The 17,726-nt window shown below is 30.3% G+C and carries 20 protein-coding genes; 18 read left to right on the top strand and 2 right to left on the bottom strand.

Annotated elements, in window-relative coordinates:
- Nucleotides 1-68: 68 nt before the first annotated feature.
- From HYG85_RS02465 to speD, 9 genes are all read left to right on the top strand, one after another.
- A complete protein-coding gene (locus tag HYG85_RS02465; RefSeq protein ID WP_212692140.1) occupies nt 69-1,016 on the top strand; it encodes a DUF4846 domain-containing protein in 948 nt (315 codons plus the stop codon).
- A gap of 107 nt (nt 1,017-1,123) precedes the next feature.
- Entirely contained in the window at nt 1,124-1,552 is a 429-nt protein-coding gene (locus tag HYG85_RS02460; protein ID WP_212692139.1) for a metal-dependent transcriptional regulator, read from the top strand.
- 19 nt (nt 1,553-1,571) lie between these two features.
- On the top strand, nt 1,572-2,498 hold the full coding sequence (locus tag HYG85_RS02455; RefSeq protein WP_212692138.1) for a metal ABC transporter solute-binding protein, Zn/Mn family: 927 nt from the start codon (nt 1,572-1,574) through the stop codon (nt 2,496-2,498).
- Nucleotides 2,499-2,525: 27 nt separating this feature from the next.
- Entirely contained in the window at nt 2,526-3,269 is a 744-nt protein-coding gene (locus HYG85_RS02450) for a metal ABC transporter ATP-binding protein (protein WP_212692137.1), read from the top strand.
- 4 nt (nt 3,270-3,273) lie between these two features.
- The gene (locus HYG85_RS02445) at nt 3,274-4,176 is read left to right on the top strand and encodes a metal ABC transporter permease (protein WP_212692136.1); all 903 of its coding nucleotides are present in this window, start codon (nt 3,274-3,276) and stop codon (nt 4,174-4,176) included.
- Between the two features lie 5 nt (nt 4,177-4,181).
- Nucleotides 4,182-5,300, top strand: coding sequence for a metal ABC transporter permease (locus HYG85_RS02440; protein WP_212692135.1), 1,119 nt, complete (start codon nt 4,182-4,184; stop codon nt 5,298-5,300).
- 148 nt (nt 5,301-5,448) lie between these two features.
- Nucleotides 5,449-5,907 carry a hypothetical protein gene (locus HYG85_RS02435; protein ID WP_212692134.1) on the top strand — a complete coding sequence of 153 codons (459 nt, stop codon included), beginning with the start codon at nt 5,449-5,451 and terminating at the stop codon, nt 5,905-5,907.
- A 122-nt stretch (nt 5,908-6,029) separates the two neighbouring features.
- Complete coding sequence (locus HYG85_RS02430; RefSeq protein WP_212692133.1) at nt 6,030-6,608, top strand: rhomboid family intramembrane serine protease; 579 nt, start codon at nt 6,030-6,032, stop codon at nt 6,606-6,608.
- 34 nt (nt 6,609-6,642) lie between these two features.
- A complete protein-coding gene (gene speD, locus HYG85_RS02425) occupies nt 6,643-7,437 on the top strand; it encodes an adenosylmethionine decarboxylase (protein ID WP_244971264.1) in 795 nt (264 codons plus the stop codon).
- A gap of 68 nt (nt 7,438-7,505) precedes the next feature.
- On the opposite strand, the gene HYG85_RS02420 is transcribed toward speD, so the two are convergent.
- Both HYG85_RS02420 and HYG85_RS02415 read right to left on the bottom strand, forming a co-directional pair.
- Nucleotides 7,506-8,183: a PspA/IM30 family protein gene (locus HYG85_RS02420; RefSeq protein WP_212692132.1), complete on the bottom strand. Its 678-nt coding sequence runs from the start codon at nt 8,181-8,183 to the stop codon at nt 7,506-7,508.
- 47 nt (nt 8,184-8,230) lie between these two features.
- Nucleotides 8,231-8,614, bottom strand: a complete 384-nt coding sequence (locus HYG85_RS02415) for a type III secretion system chaperone family protein (protein WP_113671500.1) — start codon at nt 8,612-8,614, stop codon at nt 8,231-8,233.
- 231 nt (nt 8,615-8,845) lie between these two features.
- Between HYG85_RS02415 and HYG85_RS02410 the strand changes: the two genes are divergently transcribed.
- From HYG85_RS02410 to HYG85_RS02370, 9 genes are all read left to right on the top strand, one after another.
- Nucleotides 8,846-9,370, top strand: a complete 525-nt coding sequence (locus tag HYG85_RS02410) for a DUF4178 domain-containing protein (RefSeq protein WP_113671499.1) — start codon at nt 8,846-8,848, stop codon at nt 9,368-9,370.
- Between the two features lie 33 nt (nt 9,371-9,403).
- Complete coding sequence (locus HYG85_RS02405; protein ID WP_212692131.1) at nt 9,404-10,207, top strand: hypothetical protein; 804 nt, start codon at nt 9,404-9,406, stop codon at nt 10,205-10,207.
- A gap of 30 nt (nt 10,208-10,237) precedes the next feature.
- Nucleotides 10,238-10,444: a DUF350 domain-containing protein gene (locus HYG85_RS02400; protein ID WP_113671497.1), complete on the top strand. Its 207-nt coding sequence runs from the start codon at nt 10,238-10,240 to the stop codon at nt 10,442-10,444.
- A 60-nt stretch (nt 10,445-10,504) separates the two neighbouring features.
- On the top strand, nt 10,505-10,699 hold the full coding sequence (locus HYG85_RS02395) for a DUF350 domain-containing protein (RefSeq protein WP_113671496.1): 195 nt from the start codon (nt 10,505-10,507) through the stop codon (nt 10,697-10,699).
- Between the two features lie 36 nt (nt 10,700-10,735).
- Nucleotides 10,736-12,286 carry a polyamine aminopropyltransferase gene (locus HYG85_RS02390; protein WP_212692130.1) on the top strand — a complete coding sequence of 517 codons (1,551 nt, stop codon included), beginning with the start codon at nt 10,736-10,738 and terminating at the stop codon, nt 12,284-12,286.
- Nucleotides 12,287-12,307: 21 nt separating this feature from the next.
- Complete coding sequence (locus HYG85_RS02385; RefSeq protein WP_113671494.1) at nt 12,308-13,336, top strand: potassium channel family protein; 1,029 nt, start codon at nt 12,308-12,310, stop codon at nt 13,334-13,336.
- Nucleotides 13,337-13,504: 168 nt separating this feature from the next.
- Nucleotides 13,505-14,077, top strand: a complete 573-nt coding sequence (locus tag HYG85_RS02380) for an L-2-amino-thiazoline-4-carboxylic acid hydrolase (RefSeq protein WP_212692129.1) — start codon at nt 13,505-13,507, stop codon at nt 14,075-14,077.
- 233 nt (nt 14,078-14,310) lie between these two features.
- On the top strand, nt 14,311-15,636 hold the full coding sequence (locus HYG85_RS02375) for an MATE family efflux transporter (RefSeq protein ID WP_212692128.1): 1,326 nt from the start codon (nt 14,311-14,313) through the stop codon (nt 15,634-15,636).
- 269 nt (nt 15,637-15,905) lie between these two features.
- On the top strand, nt 15,906-17,573 hold the full coding sequence (locus tag HYG85_RS02370) for a hypothetical protein (protein WP_212692127.1): 1,668 nt from the start codon (nt 15,906-15,908) through the stop codon (nt 17,571-17,573).
- The last annotated feature ends 153 nt before the right edge of the window (nt 17,574-17,726 follow it).

The following is a 17,726-nucleotide window of genomic DNA, read 5'->3' as shown; positions in this document are numbered from 1 at the left end:
TTATAGAAAAGTTTTTACAAAACACAGGAACAGCTATTATATTATCAAAAATCAAGGAGGAGTGTAATATGAAACAGTATATTGTATTAATTATGATGATAATATTAGTAACAGGTTGTACAACGGACAAAGAAAAAGCGGAAAGTAATCCAGAAATAATAGGAGATGTAGTTAAAAATAATAATGAAGCAAAGATAGAAGAAAGAGAAGAAAAGGATAAGGAAATAGATATTGCTGATGTAGATGATGAACAGGATAACATTATTAATTCTGATGGTAAAACTGTTCAAGAAAGATTTAATGTACCTGATAATTATGAGAGAGTAAAAGTTGAAGAAAAATCTTTTGGGGAATATTTAAGAAACCTTCCATTAAAACCACATGGTTCCAAAGTTAAATATTATGATGGTAATATAAAAGATAGAACTAACGTTTATGAAGCAGTTATTGATATGAATATAGGAGATAAAAATCTACAACAATGTGCTGATGCAATTATGAGACTGAGGGGAGAGTATCTATTTGGTAAAGGAGATTATGATAAGATACATTTTAATTTTACCAATGGTTTCAGAGTTGATTACAGTAAATGGATAGATGGTTATCGCATTAAGATAGATGGCAATAAGACAGAGTACGTAAAGAAAACACAACCATCCAATACTTATGAGGATTTTCTGAATTATATGGAGTATATATTTATGTATGCAGGCACATTATCCCTGTCAAAAGAGCTTGAAGATATAGAAATAGAGGATATGGAGATAGGGGATATTTTCATTAAAGGAGGAAGTCCTGGACATGCTGTTATAGTAATTGATATGGCAGTTAATAAAGAAACAGGGGAAAAATTATATATGCTGGCTCAGAGTTATATGCCTGCGCAGGATACTCAAGTGTTATGTAATGGTAATAATAAAGAGCTAAGTCCTTGGTATAGACTTGATGATAATGAAATAATTAGTACTCCAGAATGGACTTTTGATAAAAATCAATTAAAAAGATTTCCTAAATAAAAAATAATTTTTTTTATTGTTAAAATGATATTGACAATCATTATCAATAAGTATATAATGTTATTAACAAATGTTAAGGTTAACCTTAACAATCAAGGGGTGATGAAATGTTAAACAGGGCAGAGCAGGATTATATCAAAGTAATAATAGTCCTAGAAGATAAAAATACAGAAGAATATCTTAGTAACAAAGAACTAGTAAAAAAATTTGGTCATACACCACAAACTGTTAATGAAACAATAAAAAAATTAGTCAATAAAGATTTAGTAGAATATGTACCATATAAAGGCTGTAAACTTACTAAAGAGGGCAGAGAGATAGGTACAAGATTAATCAGGATTCATAGGATATGGGAGTATTTTTTATATGAAAAGTTAGGGTATACTTGGGAACAAGTGCATGAAGAGGCTGAAAAATTAGAACACGTTACTTCATTTTTATTAGAAGAAAGACTTTATGAATATTTAGGAAGGCCTGAACAATGTCCCCATGGAAGCTATATTCCTAAACTTAATGATTCATCGGGAACAAATTAATAATTAGGAGGTCAAATATATGAAAAAAAACTTATTTATTGTATTTATAGTATTAGTATTAGCAATGGGAGTTACTGCTTGTAATAGCAGCAAAAAGGTTTCAAAGGTTGAGGGAAAATATAGTATAGTTGCAACGACTACTATGATTGCTGACTTAGTAAAGGTTATCGGCGAAGATAATGTAGATGTTAAAGGTCTTATGGGACCAGGAGTTGATCCACATTTATATAAAGCTAGTGCTGGCGATGTTTCATTAATGCAAAATGCTGATATGGTTTTCTATAACGGTATACATCTTGAAGGTAAGATGGGTGAAGTTTTTGAGAATCTTAATGGAAATGGAAAGATAGTTATTGAAATAGCTTCTGGTATTGATGAGAAGAATCTGATAGTAAGTGAAGATGATTTACATGACCCACATATCTGGTTCAATGTATTACTATGGAAAGATGCAGCAAAAGTAGTAAGAGATGGTCTTATAGAATTTGATAAGGAAAATGAGAGCACATATAATGAAAACTATGAAGCTTATATAAAAGAACTGGATGAGTTACATGAATACGTAAAATCCAGAGTAGAGGAATTACCAGAAAGCAAGAGGATATTGATTACTGCTCATGATGCTTTTGAATACTTTGGAAGTACTTATGGGTTCAGTGTTAAAGGATTACAAGGTATTTCAACAGCTTCTGAAGCTGGTACAGCAGATGTAAGGGAATTGGCAGATTTTATTGTGGAACACCAAATAGGTGCTATATTCATTGAATCATCAGTTCCTAAGAAAAATGTTGAAGCTCTACAAGAGGCGGTAAATGCGAGAGGTTTTGAAGTTGAGATAGGTGGAGAACTTTTCTCTGATTCACTAGGAAGTGAAGGTACAGAAGCAGAAACCTATATAGGGACTGTTAAAAGTAATGTGAATACAATAGTTGATGCATTAAAATAATATACACTAAAAAAAGAGGGTAATTATATGGTTAAAACAGATAATTATGTAATAGAAGTTGAAGATATGACAGTTGCATATAGGGTAAAACCTGTGCTTTGGGATATTGATCTAAGAATTCCAAAAGGGGTTTTAATGGCTATAGTTGGACCTAATGGTGCAGGAAAATCTACTTTAATAAAGGCTATGCTGGATCTGATAAAACCTATATCAGGTAGTACACTCTTTAATGGACGATCTTATAGACAGCAGAGAAAAAATATAGGGTATGTACCTCAAAGAGGTAGTGTAGATTGGGATTTCCCTACAACTGTGTTGGATGTAGTTCTAATGGGAAGATATGGACATATTGGTTGGATAAAGAGACCTGGGAAAAAAGAAAAAAAATTGGCTGAGGAAGCTTTAGTCAAAGTGGGTATGGAAGATTTTGCACGTAGGCAAATAAGCGAATTATCTGGCGGACAGCAGCAACGTGTCTTTTTGGCAAGAGCCATTGTCCAAGATGCAGATATATATTTTATGGATGAGCCGTTTCAAGGAGTAGATGCTAAGACAGAAAGAGCAATTGTTGACATATTGAAAGAAATGAGAAAACAAGGGAAAACAGTAATAGTTGTACACCATGATCTTCAAACAGTAAAGGAATATTTTGATTGGGTAACTCTACTTAATATCCAGCTTATAGCATGTGGTCCCATTTCGCAAGTATTCACAGAAGAGAATTTAGTTAAAACATATCATAGTACTGGCAGATTGCTAAAAGGTAGGTAATGTTATGGTTGATTTTAGAATGATATTTACAGATTACACATTACAAATAGTTTCATTAGGTTCTGCGCTTCTTGGTATAATAAGCGGAGTAGTTGGAAGTTTCGCAGTTCTAAAAAAACAGAGTTTATTAGGGGACGCAGTATCACATGCGGCATTACCAGGAATTACTCTTGCATTTATTTTCAGCGGGAGTAAAAATACATTGATTCTTTTAATAGGAGCATTAATTACAGGTTTATTAGCTACTTGGCTGGTGGGATTAATTGATAAGCATTCCAGAATAAAATTTGATTCAGCTCTAGCACTTATATTATCAGTATTCTTTGGTATTGGACTTACTTTATTGACATATATTCAAAAAATACCGAATGCAAATCAAGCAGGACTGGAGAATTTTATTTTTGGTCAGGCATCCACACTGCTACGTAGGGATGTCAAGATAATATTTATAGCTGGTATTGTTGTCATTACATTGGTAATTATCTTTTGGAAGGAACTTAAAATAATCTCATTTGATTATGAGTTTGCAAGAAGTATTGGTTTCTCAACAAAAAAATTAGACTTTCTATTAGCTAGTATGATAGTTACGACAATAATCATAGGATTGCAAACAGTAGGAGTCATTTTGATGAGTGCCATGTTAGTCGCACCAGGTGTTGCTGCTAGGCAATGGACCAATAAACTGTCTATCATGGTTATACTTGCATCTATCTTTGGTGCAGTGAGTGGTATACTTGGAACTATAATCAGTTCATCCACCTCCAATATGCCTACAGGTCCATCTATAGTACTAGTCATAAGTATAATAGTAATCGCCAGTATTTTACTTGCACCTAATAGAGGATTAGTATGGAAAAGAATCAAAGATTTTAGAAATAGAAAAAATTGTTTAGTTGTTAGGGGGTAGTAGAAATGACACCACAATTAGAGATTCAAATAATAGCAGTAATAGTTGCAATAGCTTGTTCTATCCCAGGGGTATTTTTAGTTCTAAGAAGTATGGCTATGATGTCAGATGCTATAACCCATACAATATTATTAGGAATTGTAGGAGCATATTTTATAGTATTCGATCTGAGCTCACCTGTTTTAATAATAGGGGCGGCAGTAGTTGGATTACTTACAGTATATTTGGTGGAACTTCTTAATTCAACTAAATTATTATCAGAGGATTCGGCAATAGGTGTTGTATTTCCACTACTTTTCAGTATTGCAATAATCATTATTTCAAAATATGCTAGCTCAGTTCACTTAGATACGGATTCAGTATTATTAGGAGAGTTGGCTTTCGCACCATTTAACAGAATGGTTATTGGTTCAGTTGACATTGGAGCAAAAGCAATTTATTCTATGGGAACAATATTGTTGATAAATCTAGTATTGGTAATTATATTTTTTAAGGAATTGAAGTTAGCTACTTTTGATAAAGGGTTGGCAGCGGTTCTAGGTTTTTCACCCATCCTAGTTCACTATGGGTTGATGACTTCCGTTTCAGTTACGGCAGTAGGAGCTTTTGAAGCAGTAGGATCCATATTGGTGATTGCATTTATGGTAGGTCCACCTATTTCGGCATATTTGATAACTGATAATCTTAAGAAAATGTTGGTATTAAGTGGTATAATAGGCGCTGTCAATGCTGTTGCAGGGTATCAGATAGCTGAGTTTTTTGATGTATCTATTGCAGGATGTATGGCAGCCGTTACGGGTTTAACTTTCATGTTAGTATTTGTTTTTGCACCAAAACGTGGAATAATAACTATAATGAGAAGGCGTAAGTACCAAGAAATCGATTTCGCTGCAAAAACAATGTTATTCCATGTTTATAATCACGAAGGTAATGAAAATGAATATATAGAAAATGGTATAGTAAGTATATGTAATCATTTGAATTGGCAGAAAGATTTCTTGGAACGTATTGTAATGAGATTAAAAAATGATAACTATATTATTGAAACTAATGGAATCTTTAAACTGACTGATGAAGGAAGGGAATATACTGTCAGAAGTTATGAAGAGATTGTAGCTCAATAAATTTATAAAAAGGCTGTTACACAGGATTGATGTCTTGTGAGACAGCCTTTTTTCATTGTTGGATTATTGAGAGTAAGAAGGTAGATTGACAAATAGTGTAATATTATGTGATAATAATATTGATTTGATATTAAAAGGAGTGAATTGAATGAGTAATAATAAAGTAGCTGTTGATGAAAGATTCTTAGAGAAATTATCTGATTTATATATTACACAAGAACAAGGGGTGAATTCATCTATTGCCATGTGGAGCAATATAAAAAAGCATAATGAAATGTATATACCTTGTTCAATTACTAAGAATGAGTGTATGTGTATGATTGAATTCTTAGAAGGATATAAAGAATCCATAAACTATATATATGAAGGAGATCCTCTAAGGGAAATTGATGATTTTATGATTTGTTGTGGAAATGAATTCCCAGGCAATAAAGAATTAGAACTAAAATGGGGATGTAATGTGCTTTATGCAGAAAGTAAATTCTCTGATTTAGATGAATTATGTCAGTATATAATTGTAGAATGGGCAATAATGTATAGAGAATATAATGAAGACCAGAAAAAAATATTTGAGAAATATATTGAAGATCTTTATAAAACTAGGTGAACTTTTAATTATAAATTCACCTAGTTTTTTTATCATTACCATAAATCAAGAATATCTTGCAGGAACCTACATAAATGTTTATAATAATAACAATGGTATATGAAATAACGAGGAGGAGTAACTTGAAGAACATATTAAGCAAAATAGAATATAACTCACCAGTGGTTCTGACATTTTCTTTATTGGCAACAGCAATTTTCTTTATTGATCAGATTATACCTTTGGATATTATTAATTCCTTATTTGTTTATAGAGGTGGATTTTCTTTGATAAGTTTGGTACAGATGATTTTATGGCCTTTGGGACATGCTTCTATAGATCATTTGCTAGGGAATATTACATTAATTCTATTGATAGGACCGATGCTTGAAGAGAAATATTCTTCAAAAACAATTTTAATCTTAATTATTATAACAACAGTAGTGATTGGATTTTTTCAAGCTATTATTTTTAGTAGTGGAATATTAGGAGCTAGTGGTATTGTATTCATGATGATAATACTAACTTCCTTCACTAATATGAAAGATGGAAAAGTTCCCCTTACATTTATATTTATAGCTATATTATTCTTGGCTAAAGAAATATATAATGGGATATTTGTAACTAATAATATCTCAGAATTAGGGCATATATTAGGAGCTCTTGTAGGAATGGGATATATATACATAGTACAAAAAAATAAGAAGAAGCAAAGTATATAGCATATTTACTTTACATTAGAGAGAGGGCATTTGATTGAATAAAAAATATAAATTATATGGTTTTAATAACCTGACTAAAACTCTCAATATGAATTTTTATAATATTTATTATATAGATGGTAATGAGTTGAAAGATCAATATATAGACTATATCAATTGTAATTTTAGTGCAGATAATTTAACAAAAGTACTTAGAAAGGTTACTAAGATGATTGGTGCCAATATATTAAATATCGCAAAGCAGGATTATGACCCACAAGGTGCCAGTGTCAATCTATTGATTTCAGAAGGGCAGATACCAGTTGTTAAAGTGGATGATTCCTGCAACAGAGGAAATCTCATGCCTAATGATGGGCATGTGGTAGGGCATTTAGATAAGAGTCATGTTACTGTACATACTTATCCAGAAAACAATTATCATAGCAATATATATGTGGTAAGAATAGATATTGAAGTTAGTACTTGTGGTGAAATATCACCTTTAGTAGTTATCAATTACTTGATTGAACAATTTGGTTCAGATATGGTAACTCTAGATTATAGGGTTAGAGGATTCAGCAGAGATATTAATGGAAGAAAACGTTACAATGATAATAATATAAAATCCATACAAGAGTTTATTTCAGAGGATAATAAGTCATGTTGTGAGTTAGTTGATTTTAATTTACCAAAAGAAAATATATATTATACCAAAATGAGAAATGATGATTTTGAAATTGATAAACATTTATTTAAGCTAAAAGAAGAAGATGTACAAGATAAAAAAGTCAAATGTATAATAGACAAAATCAAGAATGAATTGAATACTATATTTTATGGAAAACAATAATATTAATGGGGCTGCAGATAATACTAGTTGGTATTATCTGACAGCCCCATATTTATTAATTAATATTATTATTCTTTACCAAGTTTAGCTTTTAGTGCAGCAAGTTCATCCATTACCTCAGAATCTGAATTTTCAAGTTCTGCAAATTGACTGTCTAGATCATCATTAGCCATATAGCTATTTAATTCTGTAGCTGCTTCAGCTTCACTTTCAATTGTATCTACTTTTTCACTGATTCTAGAAAAAGTATCAAATACACTTGTATCATTAACGCTTGACATAGTTTTTTGAATAGATTTTTGAGCTTCAGCTCTTTTTGTTCTAGCGATTAATAAGCCTTTTTTACGTTTAGCTTCTTCTATTTTATTACTAAGATCTCTAAGTCCTGCTTTCAAATTATCAGTTGCATTTTTTTGAGCTTGCCATTGTTGACGATATTGTTCAGCAAGGTCATCATATTCTTTCTTTCTGTTAAGAGCTTGTAATGCTAGAGCATCATTACCATTAGCAACAGCTAATTCAGCTTTTTTAGCCCATTGAGCAGCCTTTGCAACTTCTTCATCTAAAGCTTTCTTAAGCTTTTTCTCATCAGCTATAGCTGACGCAACAGATCCCTTTGCTTTATTATACTGTTCACCCATATCAATAATCAATTGATTCAACATTTTCTCAGGATCTTCAGCTTTTGAAATAAGATCATTAACATTTGATTTAAATACTGTACTTATACGATTAAATATACCCATTATAAGTTACCTCCCTTTGATATTTTTAGGTTATAGTGTTATAGTCATTAATTTGCAAATTTAGCTAATAAATCATAGTGTTGTATTAGAGCTAGACCAATACTGTCTATTGTTGATTGGAATTCATTCTGGTCAAGATTTTCTGCCTGTAAAGTATCTATTATAACTAAGCTGTCATTTTCAATAGCGTAAGCTCCGTGAACTAAATCATTAGCATTTAATTCTAAGACTGTTCTATAGAATTCTTCTTTATTCGTTTTTGGCAACTCCATGATTTTTACTCTAAATAAAACTATTGGTTCTACTAATTTCACTACGATATTATCTATATGAGATAAATCATCTTCTATCTTCCATGTGCTTTCGTCTAGTTCTTCAAAAACTAAATTCATGTCTAGCATGAAACTTTCAATTCTTTGTTTTATATCCATTGTAATAACCTCCTTATGTATTGTTGGTTCTAAATATAAAGTAATGTACTCATAACATATTATAAGTGAGTTAACTCTATATATTATATACATTATAACATATAAATTTCAATAGTAACTTATCAATAAAGATATATTTCAAGCAAAATATTACAAGTTTTGCAATATAACTTTTATAATAATAAAATATGTGATAATATAAACTGGATGTAATTAAGGAGGTGAATATTAATGGGATTTATTGATAGAATTAAAAATATATCAAGAGCCAATAAAACTGCAAAGATGGAAAAGGAAAGCAACGAAATCACAGTTTTTAATATGAGGGTTGGAGATATTGTTTCTATTGAAGAAGTTGATTATGAAGTAAAAGGTATATTAAAGTTCAATGATCATGGATGGAGATGGACCGAGTACAAATTAAAAGATTCTAGAAAAACCTATTGGTTAAGTGTAGAAGAAGATGATGAAGTCGAAATATGCTTATATAGGGAAGTTGTTGCTATAATCACGGAGGCTCCAAGAGTATACGAATATAAAGGAGTTACATATTATATGCAAGAAGGCAGCGATGCAAAAGTAGAATATGTAGAAGGTCAAGTAAACGCTGTAAAAGGTGAAGAAGTTGATTACTATGAGTATTCTGATGAAGACGGAGAAAATCTTCTTTCCCTTGAGATATGGAATGGTGAAGTAGAAATGGCAATTGGTAGAGAAATAGAAGATTATAATGTTGTTATTTATCCAAAAAGTTAGGTTTGTTAATAGTATAGGAAGGAGGGAGATTGCATGAGCAAAGGTATAAAGATATTTTTGGGTGTTATTGTGTTTGTGGTGATAATTGGGACAATCAGTTCATTGGGTTCCCATAAATCTATAGCCAAAAAGCTAGATAATAATTCTAATTTTGAGTATTCCACTAGTTTGACAAGTAATTATGATAAATCAGATAAAGCAAAGGTTTATTCATCGGATATGAGTGTAAAAGAAACTGCATTGTATCTAATTAATGAAGACAGACCTGAAGATTATACTGATTTAGATAATGAAGAAGCTATACAATTAACATATGATGATTACTATATTTTAATCTATCAAAGTGAAGATGGAAAGACATATACACAGATATCATCAAGAAAGTACATACATAATAATGGATATCACGGGTTGTATAGACCATATAGGAATAATATTATATTATTCTACGATACATCATATACTTCTAGCAGATATTATACTAAGGATAATCATCGTTATGGAAATGGATATAGTAAACCAGTTAAGAATGTGAATACTACATCAACTAAAAGTCAAACAACCAATGATAAAACTGATGCTAATTCAACTAAGATCAAGACAGATAAGAATTCATCTAGTAAGATTAGAACAGAAAATTCAAAAACAAATTCATCCAGTAAGGCAACAAATGGTAGTACATCATCAAAAAGTAGTTCAACAAGCAAAAGTAGTTCAACTAGTAAAAGCTCTTCAACAAGCAGCTCAACTAGTAGTACATCAAGAACAAAATCTGTCCGTTCAGGAAGTGTAGGTTCCAAATCAAGATTAGGTGGAGGAACAAGTTTCGGTAAATAAATTAAACATGCGAAGGAAGGAGAGACAATAATGGATTTCTTAAATAATGAATTTGTAGCAACTATAATTTATGCTATTCTAGCGTTAGTTTTAATGTTTGTAGGATATAAAGTGTTTGATATGATAACACCTTATAATTTCGCTGAAGAGATTAAGGAGAAAAATCCTGCTGTGGGAGCAGTAATAGCTGGGATTTTTATTGCAGTTGCAATAATCATAAAAGCTGCTATAGCATAAATTCTCGAATACATATAGGACAATAGAAATTTTAACTAATAATTAAAGGAGGTATGAAAAATGAATCCTATCATTTCTAGTATTATATATTTTGCAATAGGTATGTTTTTCTGCGCAATAGGATATAAGGTGTTTGATATGATAACACCATTTGATTTGAATAAAGAGATTGACGATCACAATGTTGCTGCAGGTTTAGCTGTAGCAGGAATATTTATTGGAGTGGCAATAGTTGTTAGTGCTGCAATAATATAAGGTTAGATAGCTTTGTGAAAAGTTATGGAGGTTAACATGGCAAAGGAAAATAGCATTAAAAAAGATATGAGTAATGAAAAAATTAATGCTGCCCCTCTAATGTTTGCTGTTTTTATTATAGCTATATGTGGAATAATATATGAACTGATTATTGGTGCAATCAGTTCATATTTATTGGGGGATAGTGTTAAGCAGTATTCTATTACTATAGGATTATATATGAGTGCTATGGGTATAGGTTCATATATAACTAAGAAGTTCAAACGTAATTTGTTTGATGTTTTTGTGGTTATTGAATTAACAATAGGTCTAGTTGGAGGTATATCGGCAGTGGCGTTATTTGCTGCATACGGATATACCAAAGTATATCTGCCTGTTATGTATATGACAATAATTACAATTGGTATTTTAGTAGGATTAGAGATACCTATACTTACACGCATCATTGAAGAAAAAGAAAATAATCTTAGAATGACACTTGCTAATGTACTTAGTTTTGATTATATTGGTGCACTAATAGGTTCAGTTGCATTTCCCTTGATTCTTTTACCACATCTAGGGTATATAAAAACTGCTTTTCTAGTAGGTTTTATCAATATTGTAGTAGCTAATATTATCATATATAAGTATAGTGAGCATATTAAGAGAATTGATATACTTAAAATTGTAGCTGCATTTTTTGCTCTAATAATTATTGTAGGTTTTATAACAGCTGATTCCACTGCAGATAAAATTGAAGATAGTTTTTATAGAGATCAAATAATATATAGGAAGCAGACCAAGCATCAGAGGATAGTTGTGACAAAACATCGAGATGACCTTCGTTTGTTTCTTAATGGAAATGTGCAATTCAGTTCACAGGATGAATATAGATACCATGAATCTTTAATTCATCCTGCAATGAGCCTTGCAAAAGAACGTAAAGAGATATTGATACTTGGTGGTGGTGATGGATTGGCTGCTAGGGAGATTCTAAAATATGATGATGTTGAAAGAATTACTCTAGTAGATTTAGATAAAGAAGTAGTAGATTTCTGTAAGACCAATCCCCTAGTAAAATCATTGAGTAATAAATCATTGGATAATGATAAGGTAAATGTCATTAATCAGGATGCTTACAAGTTTCTTGAAACAACAAACAATAAATATGATGTTGTCATTGTGGATCTCCCTGATCCTAACAATGAAGCTTTAAATAAATTATATACTAATCTATTTTACAGACTGATAAATAGTAGATTAGACGATGGCGGTATGATTGCTATTCAATCAACAAGTCCTTATTATGCTGAACAAGCTTACTGGTGCATTCGCAAAACTGTTGAGTCAGAAGGATTGTATACTACTGGATATCATTTGTATGTTCCTTCATTTGGAGATTGGGGATTTACTTTAGCCTCAAATCAGGAATTTGATAAAGATGATATTAATCTATCAGTCCCAACTAAGTATCTGAATGATGATATGGTAAAAGCTCTATTTGTTTTTGCTGATGATGAGAAAAAATCTAAAGATAAAGTAGAGGTAAACAGCCTTACCAATCCTGTTTTATTTGGATATTATCAAAAAGCATGGGACAGTTATTAATAAGATATAGGAGACGATGAAATGATATCAGTATTAATAAATGCAATTAAGGTTCTTCATATATCAATGGAAAAAAGCAAGATATATAAATTGATAGGAATTTTTTTAGTGGCATTATTTGTTTGTTCAACAGCATTTTATGTTTTTGAAAGTAAGGCTAATGCTGATTTAAGTTATGGTGATTCTTTATGGTGGGGATTTGTTACAACCACAACTGTTGGATATGGTGATTACTTCCCTATAACTATTCCAGGGCGTTTATTCGGCATAGCTTTAATGTTAATAGGCATTAGTACATTTGGTTTTTTAACAGCAGCTATTGCATCGATTTTTATAGATAATAAAATGAAAGAAGGTATGGGACTTATGGACATCAAGTTTGAAAATCATATCGTACTCATTGGTTGGAATAAAAAAAGTGAAACTATGTTAAAGGAATTAGTAGAAGATAGTGAAGAACGTAAAATAGTTATAGTTTCTGATATTGAAAGATTGAATCTTCCATACAAAAACACTTATTTTGTTCATGGAGATCCTACTATAGATGAAACACTTATAAGAGCTAATATCTCTTGTGCAGATATTGTCATGGTTGTAGCAGATGAAAATTTGAAAAATAATGATGGAATGGCAGATGCCAAATCAGTTCTTGTATGTCTAGCTGTTGATAAATTCAATACAAATATTCATCTCATAGCAGAAGTCCTCAATGAAGAGAATATACCTCATTTTGAAAGAGCCAACGTAAATGATATTATTGTCAGTAACCAAATGAGCAGCAGAGTTATGGTCAGGAGTGCAGTCTATAAGAATGTAAGTTCTGTATTAAAAGAATTATTGACCAACTCTTACGGTAATGAATTGTATGAATGTAAAGTTAAGAAAGATGATATAGGAATATCCTTCAAAGAATTGTCTATGAAGTATATTAATGATTATAATACTATTGTAGTTGGTATAGCTAACGAAAAAGTATCTCTAAATCCAGATAAAGATAGAAAAATAAAAAAGGACGATGTTATCATATACATATCTAATGAAAAGTTATAAGAATTATAACCCATGTGAAGCTTAAATTTTTACTGATTATAGTTGTTAAACAACCTTTTTGGAATAATATTTTGTCAGAATTGACGAGTATAATAATCAATGTTTGCTGTATAATTAAATTATACATAGCTAATAACAAGAATAATTCTAAAAAAGGGGATCGTTGAAATGAAAGATTTTTTACATAAATACTTTACTGAGATACAAACAGACGATATATTAACAAATTATAATGGAATACTGGAGCAAATGATAACTGAGCAAGAATCAAAGCGCACATCTAAACAGTATAAAACTGCCAAAACACGTATACTTGATAGAATAGCATTCTATTTATCCATTCGCAAATATCTGGATGACGACAAAGCACTTGAATATGCTAAAGAGTATTATTACTCTAAAACAACCAAAATGAGTAACTTCATGAAAAAAGTTGGAAAGTCAACAATTGGATGTATACTCTTCAAAAAAGCATTTGTATCTGGATTGAAGGCGGATACTTGGGTTACAAATAGTATACAAAATGATAATAAAGGATTAAACTTTAATATCACAAAATGTCTCTATAAAGACTTATGCGATTATTATAAATGCCCAAATCTATGTAAGATGTTTTGCGACGGTGATTGGTTGATGTTTGGTAAAATGGAGAAACTTAAATTTTCTAGAGAGTACACACTTGGGTATGGTGATGATGTATGTGATTTTCATTTTAAAAATACAAAAAATAAAATGGGATAGAGAAATCAATCCTTACTTTAGATAAAGATAGGAAGATATAAAAACATGATATTCTCATATACAGAGCTAATGAAAAGTTGTAAAAGGTACAAGTCATAAAAAACAAATTTTATGATTTGTACCTTTTATTTTGCTTCTTAACTTACAGAATCAATTTAAGAAAATCTACAAATACTAAATGAGATGATTGAATGACATTAGTGGTTGATTCTTAAAGAGATAGAGGTGAGTATATGGATAAAAGAGAGTTCAGGGATTATTATAAAGAATATTCTAATAGAGTAATTAAAACGAAGGTTATTTTATCTGTAGCTTCTAATGCAGATAATATCATAGCTGCGGCTTTTATAAGTTCTGTTGTACTTGCTTCATTAGCACTAATCATGCCATTGGTAATTTTTATTATAGCTTTGTCAGTAATGTTTTCAGCTGGTTTAGGTTCTTATATAGGATTTTATTTAGGGAGAGATAATATCAATAAGGCTAATGATTTAGCTAGTTTTATTATTATAGTTATAAGTATTATTTCTCTGATAATTGGTATGATTACGTCAATTAATGCAAGTTCTATAGCTAGTATATTAGGTGCAAGTGGAAAATATCATACAGCAGCAACCATTTATCTTAGAATTCTAGGAATCAGTTTTATTCCACAGATAATATCTACAGTTCTTGATAAATTGATTATGAATGATGGTTCTCCAAAATTTACTTATCAAGTGAATATAATTACTATGATTATCAATTTATCTTTTAATCTATTATTAGTAATAGCCTTCAGTATGGGTGTTAAAGGTTTAGCCTTAGCAACACTTTTAAGCCAATTATTTCATCTTGGAGTTAACATATATTATTTTATAAAGAAATCCAAATTTATCAGATTTATTTTTCCATCATATCATTTTCACGAATTGAAGAGGATTCTATATAATGGGAGTAGTGATTTTCTTTCGGTTTTTACGGATGCTATTATGATTTATGTTGTTAATAAGGCGATACTTAAGTTTTTACCTAACGAGTATTTAGAGGCCTTTGCTTCAGCAACTATCTTTACTGCACTGATTACTAAGATATATGTGGGTTCACAAGTAGGATTACAGCCTATTTTGTCCAGGTTTTTGGGAAAAGGATATTTTAATAAATTGAAGAATATATTTGTTTATTCACTTAAGAGAAGTGTTGTATATGCTGTTATTTTATATATTATCTTGATTCCTGTTTCATTTATATTGTTACCTTATCTTTTGGATAATAAAGATTTGGTGTTTATCGCTTTTAGAATATACCTGGGTGTGGGTATAGCGTATATATCTTCTTGTGTTGGAGTTCAGATAATATTGTTTTTTACTGCAATCAATAGACCCATAGAGTCGTTAGCTATTGCATTTATCAGAACTATAATATTGATTCCTTTATCAAGTATAAGCATGATTTACTTGATTGGGGTTGATGGTATAGCGATAGGATTTTTGTTGCCTGAAATATTAATTAGTGTGGTGTTTGTTTATTATTACAAGAAAGCTGATTTTATGAAGTATAAAATTGAATATGATAGATGATAATTCAAGTAAGTCAGAAAAATGTTTTGTTCTGACTTGGTTTTTGTAAAATAGTATATGTATATGTTACGCCAGCTACTTGCTCGTCCTGAGCAAAAAGCTGGATTCGGCGTCCTGCCTCACTACTTCACACATACATATACTATTTTACTTCTTAGTTATAAATAAGTGTTATATAGTTTGATAGTATTGTAACTTTTCTAATATATATGTATAATTATAATGACTAATATGTTAATAACATTATATAATAAGAGGGAGAGTTACAAATGATAAGAAATGTTTTTAGTAAGATTATTGGAGTTATATTAATTATGGGTATAATTGCTGGGGCAGTAGTATTGGTTATTCATGGTTTTGGTAATGATACTAGTGCTGTTAGTAATAGTATTGAAGAGGGTAATGAATCAAATGATAAGTTACCAAATAATGAAAGTGTTAATGAAGATATTGGCAAGATTTTAACTAATACAGTTAAAAAGGAGTTAAGTGAAACATCTCTAAAATTGGAATTGGATTTAGATAATGATGATAATATTGATTATGTTCTTATTTTTGATAATGGTAGTGGAGATAACATAAAACCTACTGTTTCTAGTGAAAAGTGTATAGAGCATAAGTATATGAATGAGTATGAATATGAAATAGATTTATCCAGTGATTATGGTAAGGTATTATTGACTTTTCATGAAGTGTTTGATAGTGGGATGATATATTATGTAGAGTATATTCCTAACGGTAGTTCAAGTAAAGCATTATCTTTTAGTGTAAAAGCAGGTAAGGCAGATAGTTATAATATTTTTGAAGGATATTATGAAGATAAGACTTTAAAGTTTAATGATAAAGATATAATTTCAAGTACAATTCTTCCGAATATAATTAATTTTATTGATGGGGAGAATAATCATATTAAACTTGGAAGAGTATTTCATGAGAAAAAGCTAGAAAGAAGTGTAAAGACTGTAAGTGAAATAGAACAGAATATCAATATGGTTATTGATAATGAAACAACCTATAGATATGAATTACCTGTTAAAAAAGGTTATTCAACAAAAGTAGAAGGAGTTCTATCATTAAAGAATCTAATTATTGATAAGAAGGTCAAATTTAATATTGACACATTGATTGCATTGGATCTGGCTAATATAAAATATGTATGGGCTGATGGTGTATATTATGATAATCCTAGTACTTATAGACCTTCTGCAGAAAATGATTTTTTTAGAGCACCTTGTGCAACACATATGAGAGCTTGCTATTGGGTATTGGATCAAGGGAGTATCTTTACAACTTATGGAATAAGTCTAATGTATAGTTATGCAAAGTTATACAATGATAAGAATTACATTCCTACTGAACCAAGGTCAAATTGGATATATGAAGAATATGGTATAAACGAGAACTTTTATGATACAAGATTCAATACAGATACTGTAAGTAGTTTTTTACATATGCAGGAAGTATATCCTGATGAAAAAATCAAGAGAGTATTAGATAATTACTTTAAGTTTTATATTGATTTTGTTGAGGATAATAGTTTTTATGTTGATGGAAATATTTTTGTAGCTGACTATATGGATTATAATGGTAACGTTAAGATGCCTCATTGCTCATTGAACCACATGCTTTCAGAAATGACAGTATTGTATAGATATCACTTATTATATGGTGACAAAGAAATGTTTGAGTTGGCAGAGAAATTCTTACATAGTATATTGAATACGAAAGATGGTTGGATTAAGAATAATGGAGATTTATATTATTGTATTACAGAAGAGGGTAAGTATAAGAGAGATGATTATCCCTTAGTCACATATAATGATCTTAAAAGGGCAGAATACTATCTGAAAAAGATATATGGAGAAACACCACAGGAATACCAAGATATATTGGATTCAAAAGAAAAGTGGGCTAAGGAAAAAGGGTATCTAAAATAAAATATACAAAAAATAATTCCTAGTAATATTATTTAACCATTTTACTTATAATGTATTATAGTAAAATGGTTAAATTTATGCTAGAAAAGGTTGACTAAATTAGTATCATATGATAAAGTATAGTTGTTCCAAACGTTTGGTACAAATTTGGAC

The organism is Vallitalea guaymasensis (assembly GCF_018141425.1).
In the GTDB taxonomy this organism is placed as follows: Bacteria; Bacillota; Clostridia; order Lachnospirales; family Vallitaleaceae; genus Vallitalea; species Vallitalea guaymasensis.
The sequence above is the reverse complement of the archived record's forward strand: the minus strand, read 5'-3'. Positions and strand labels throughout refer to the sequence as shown.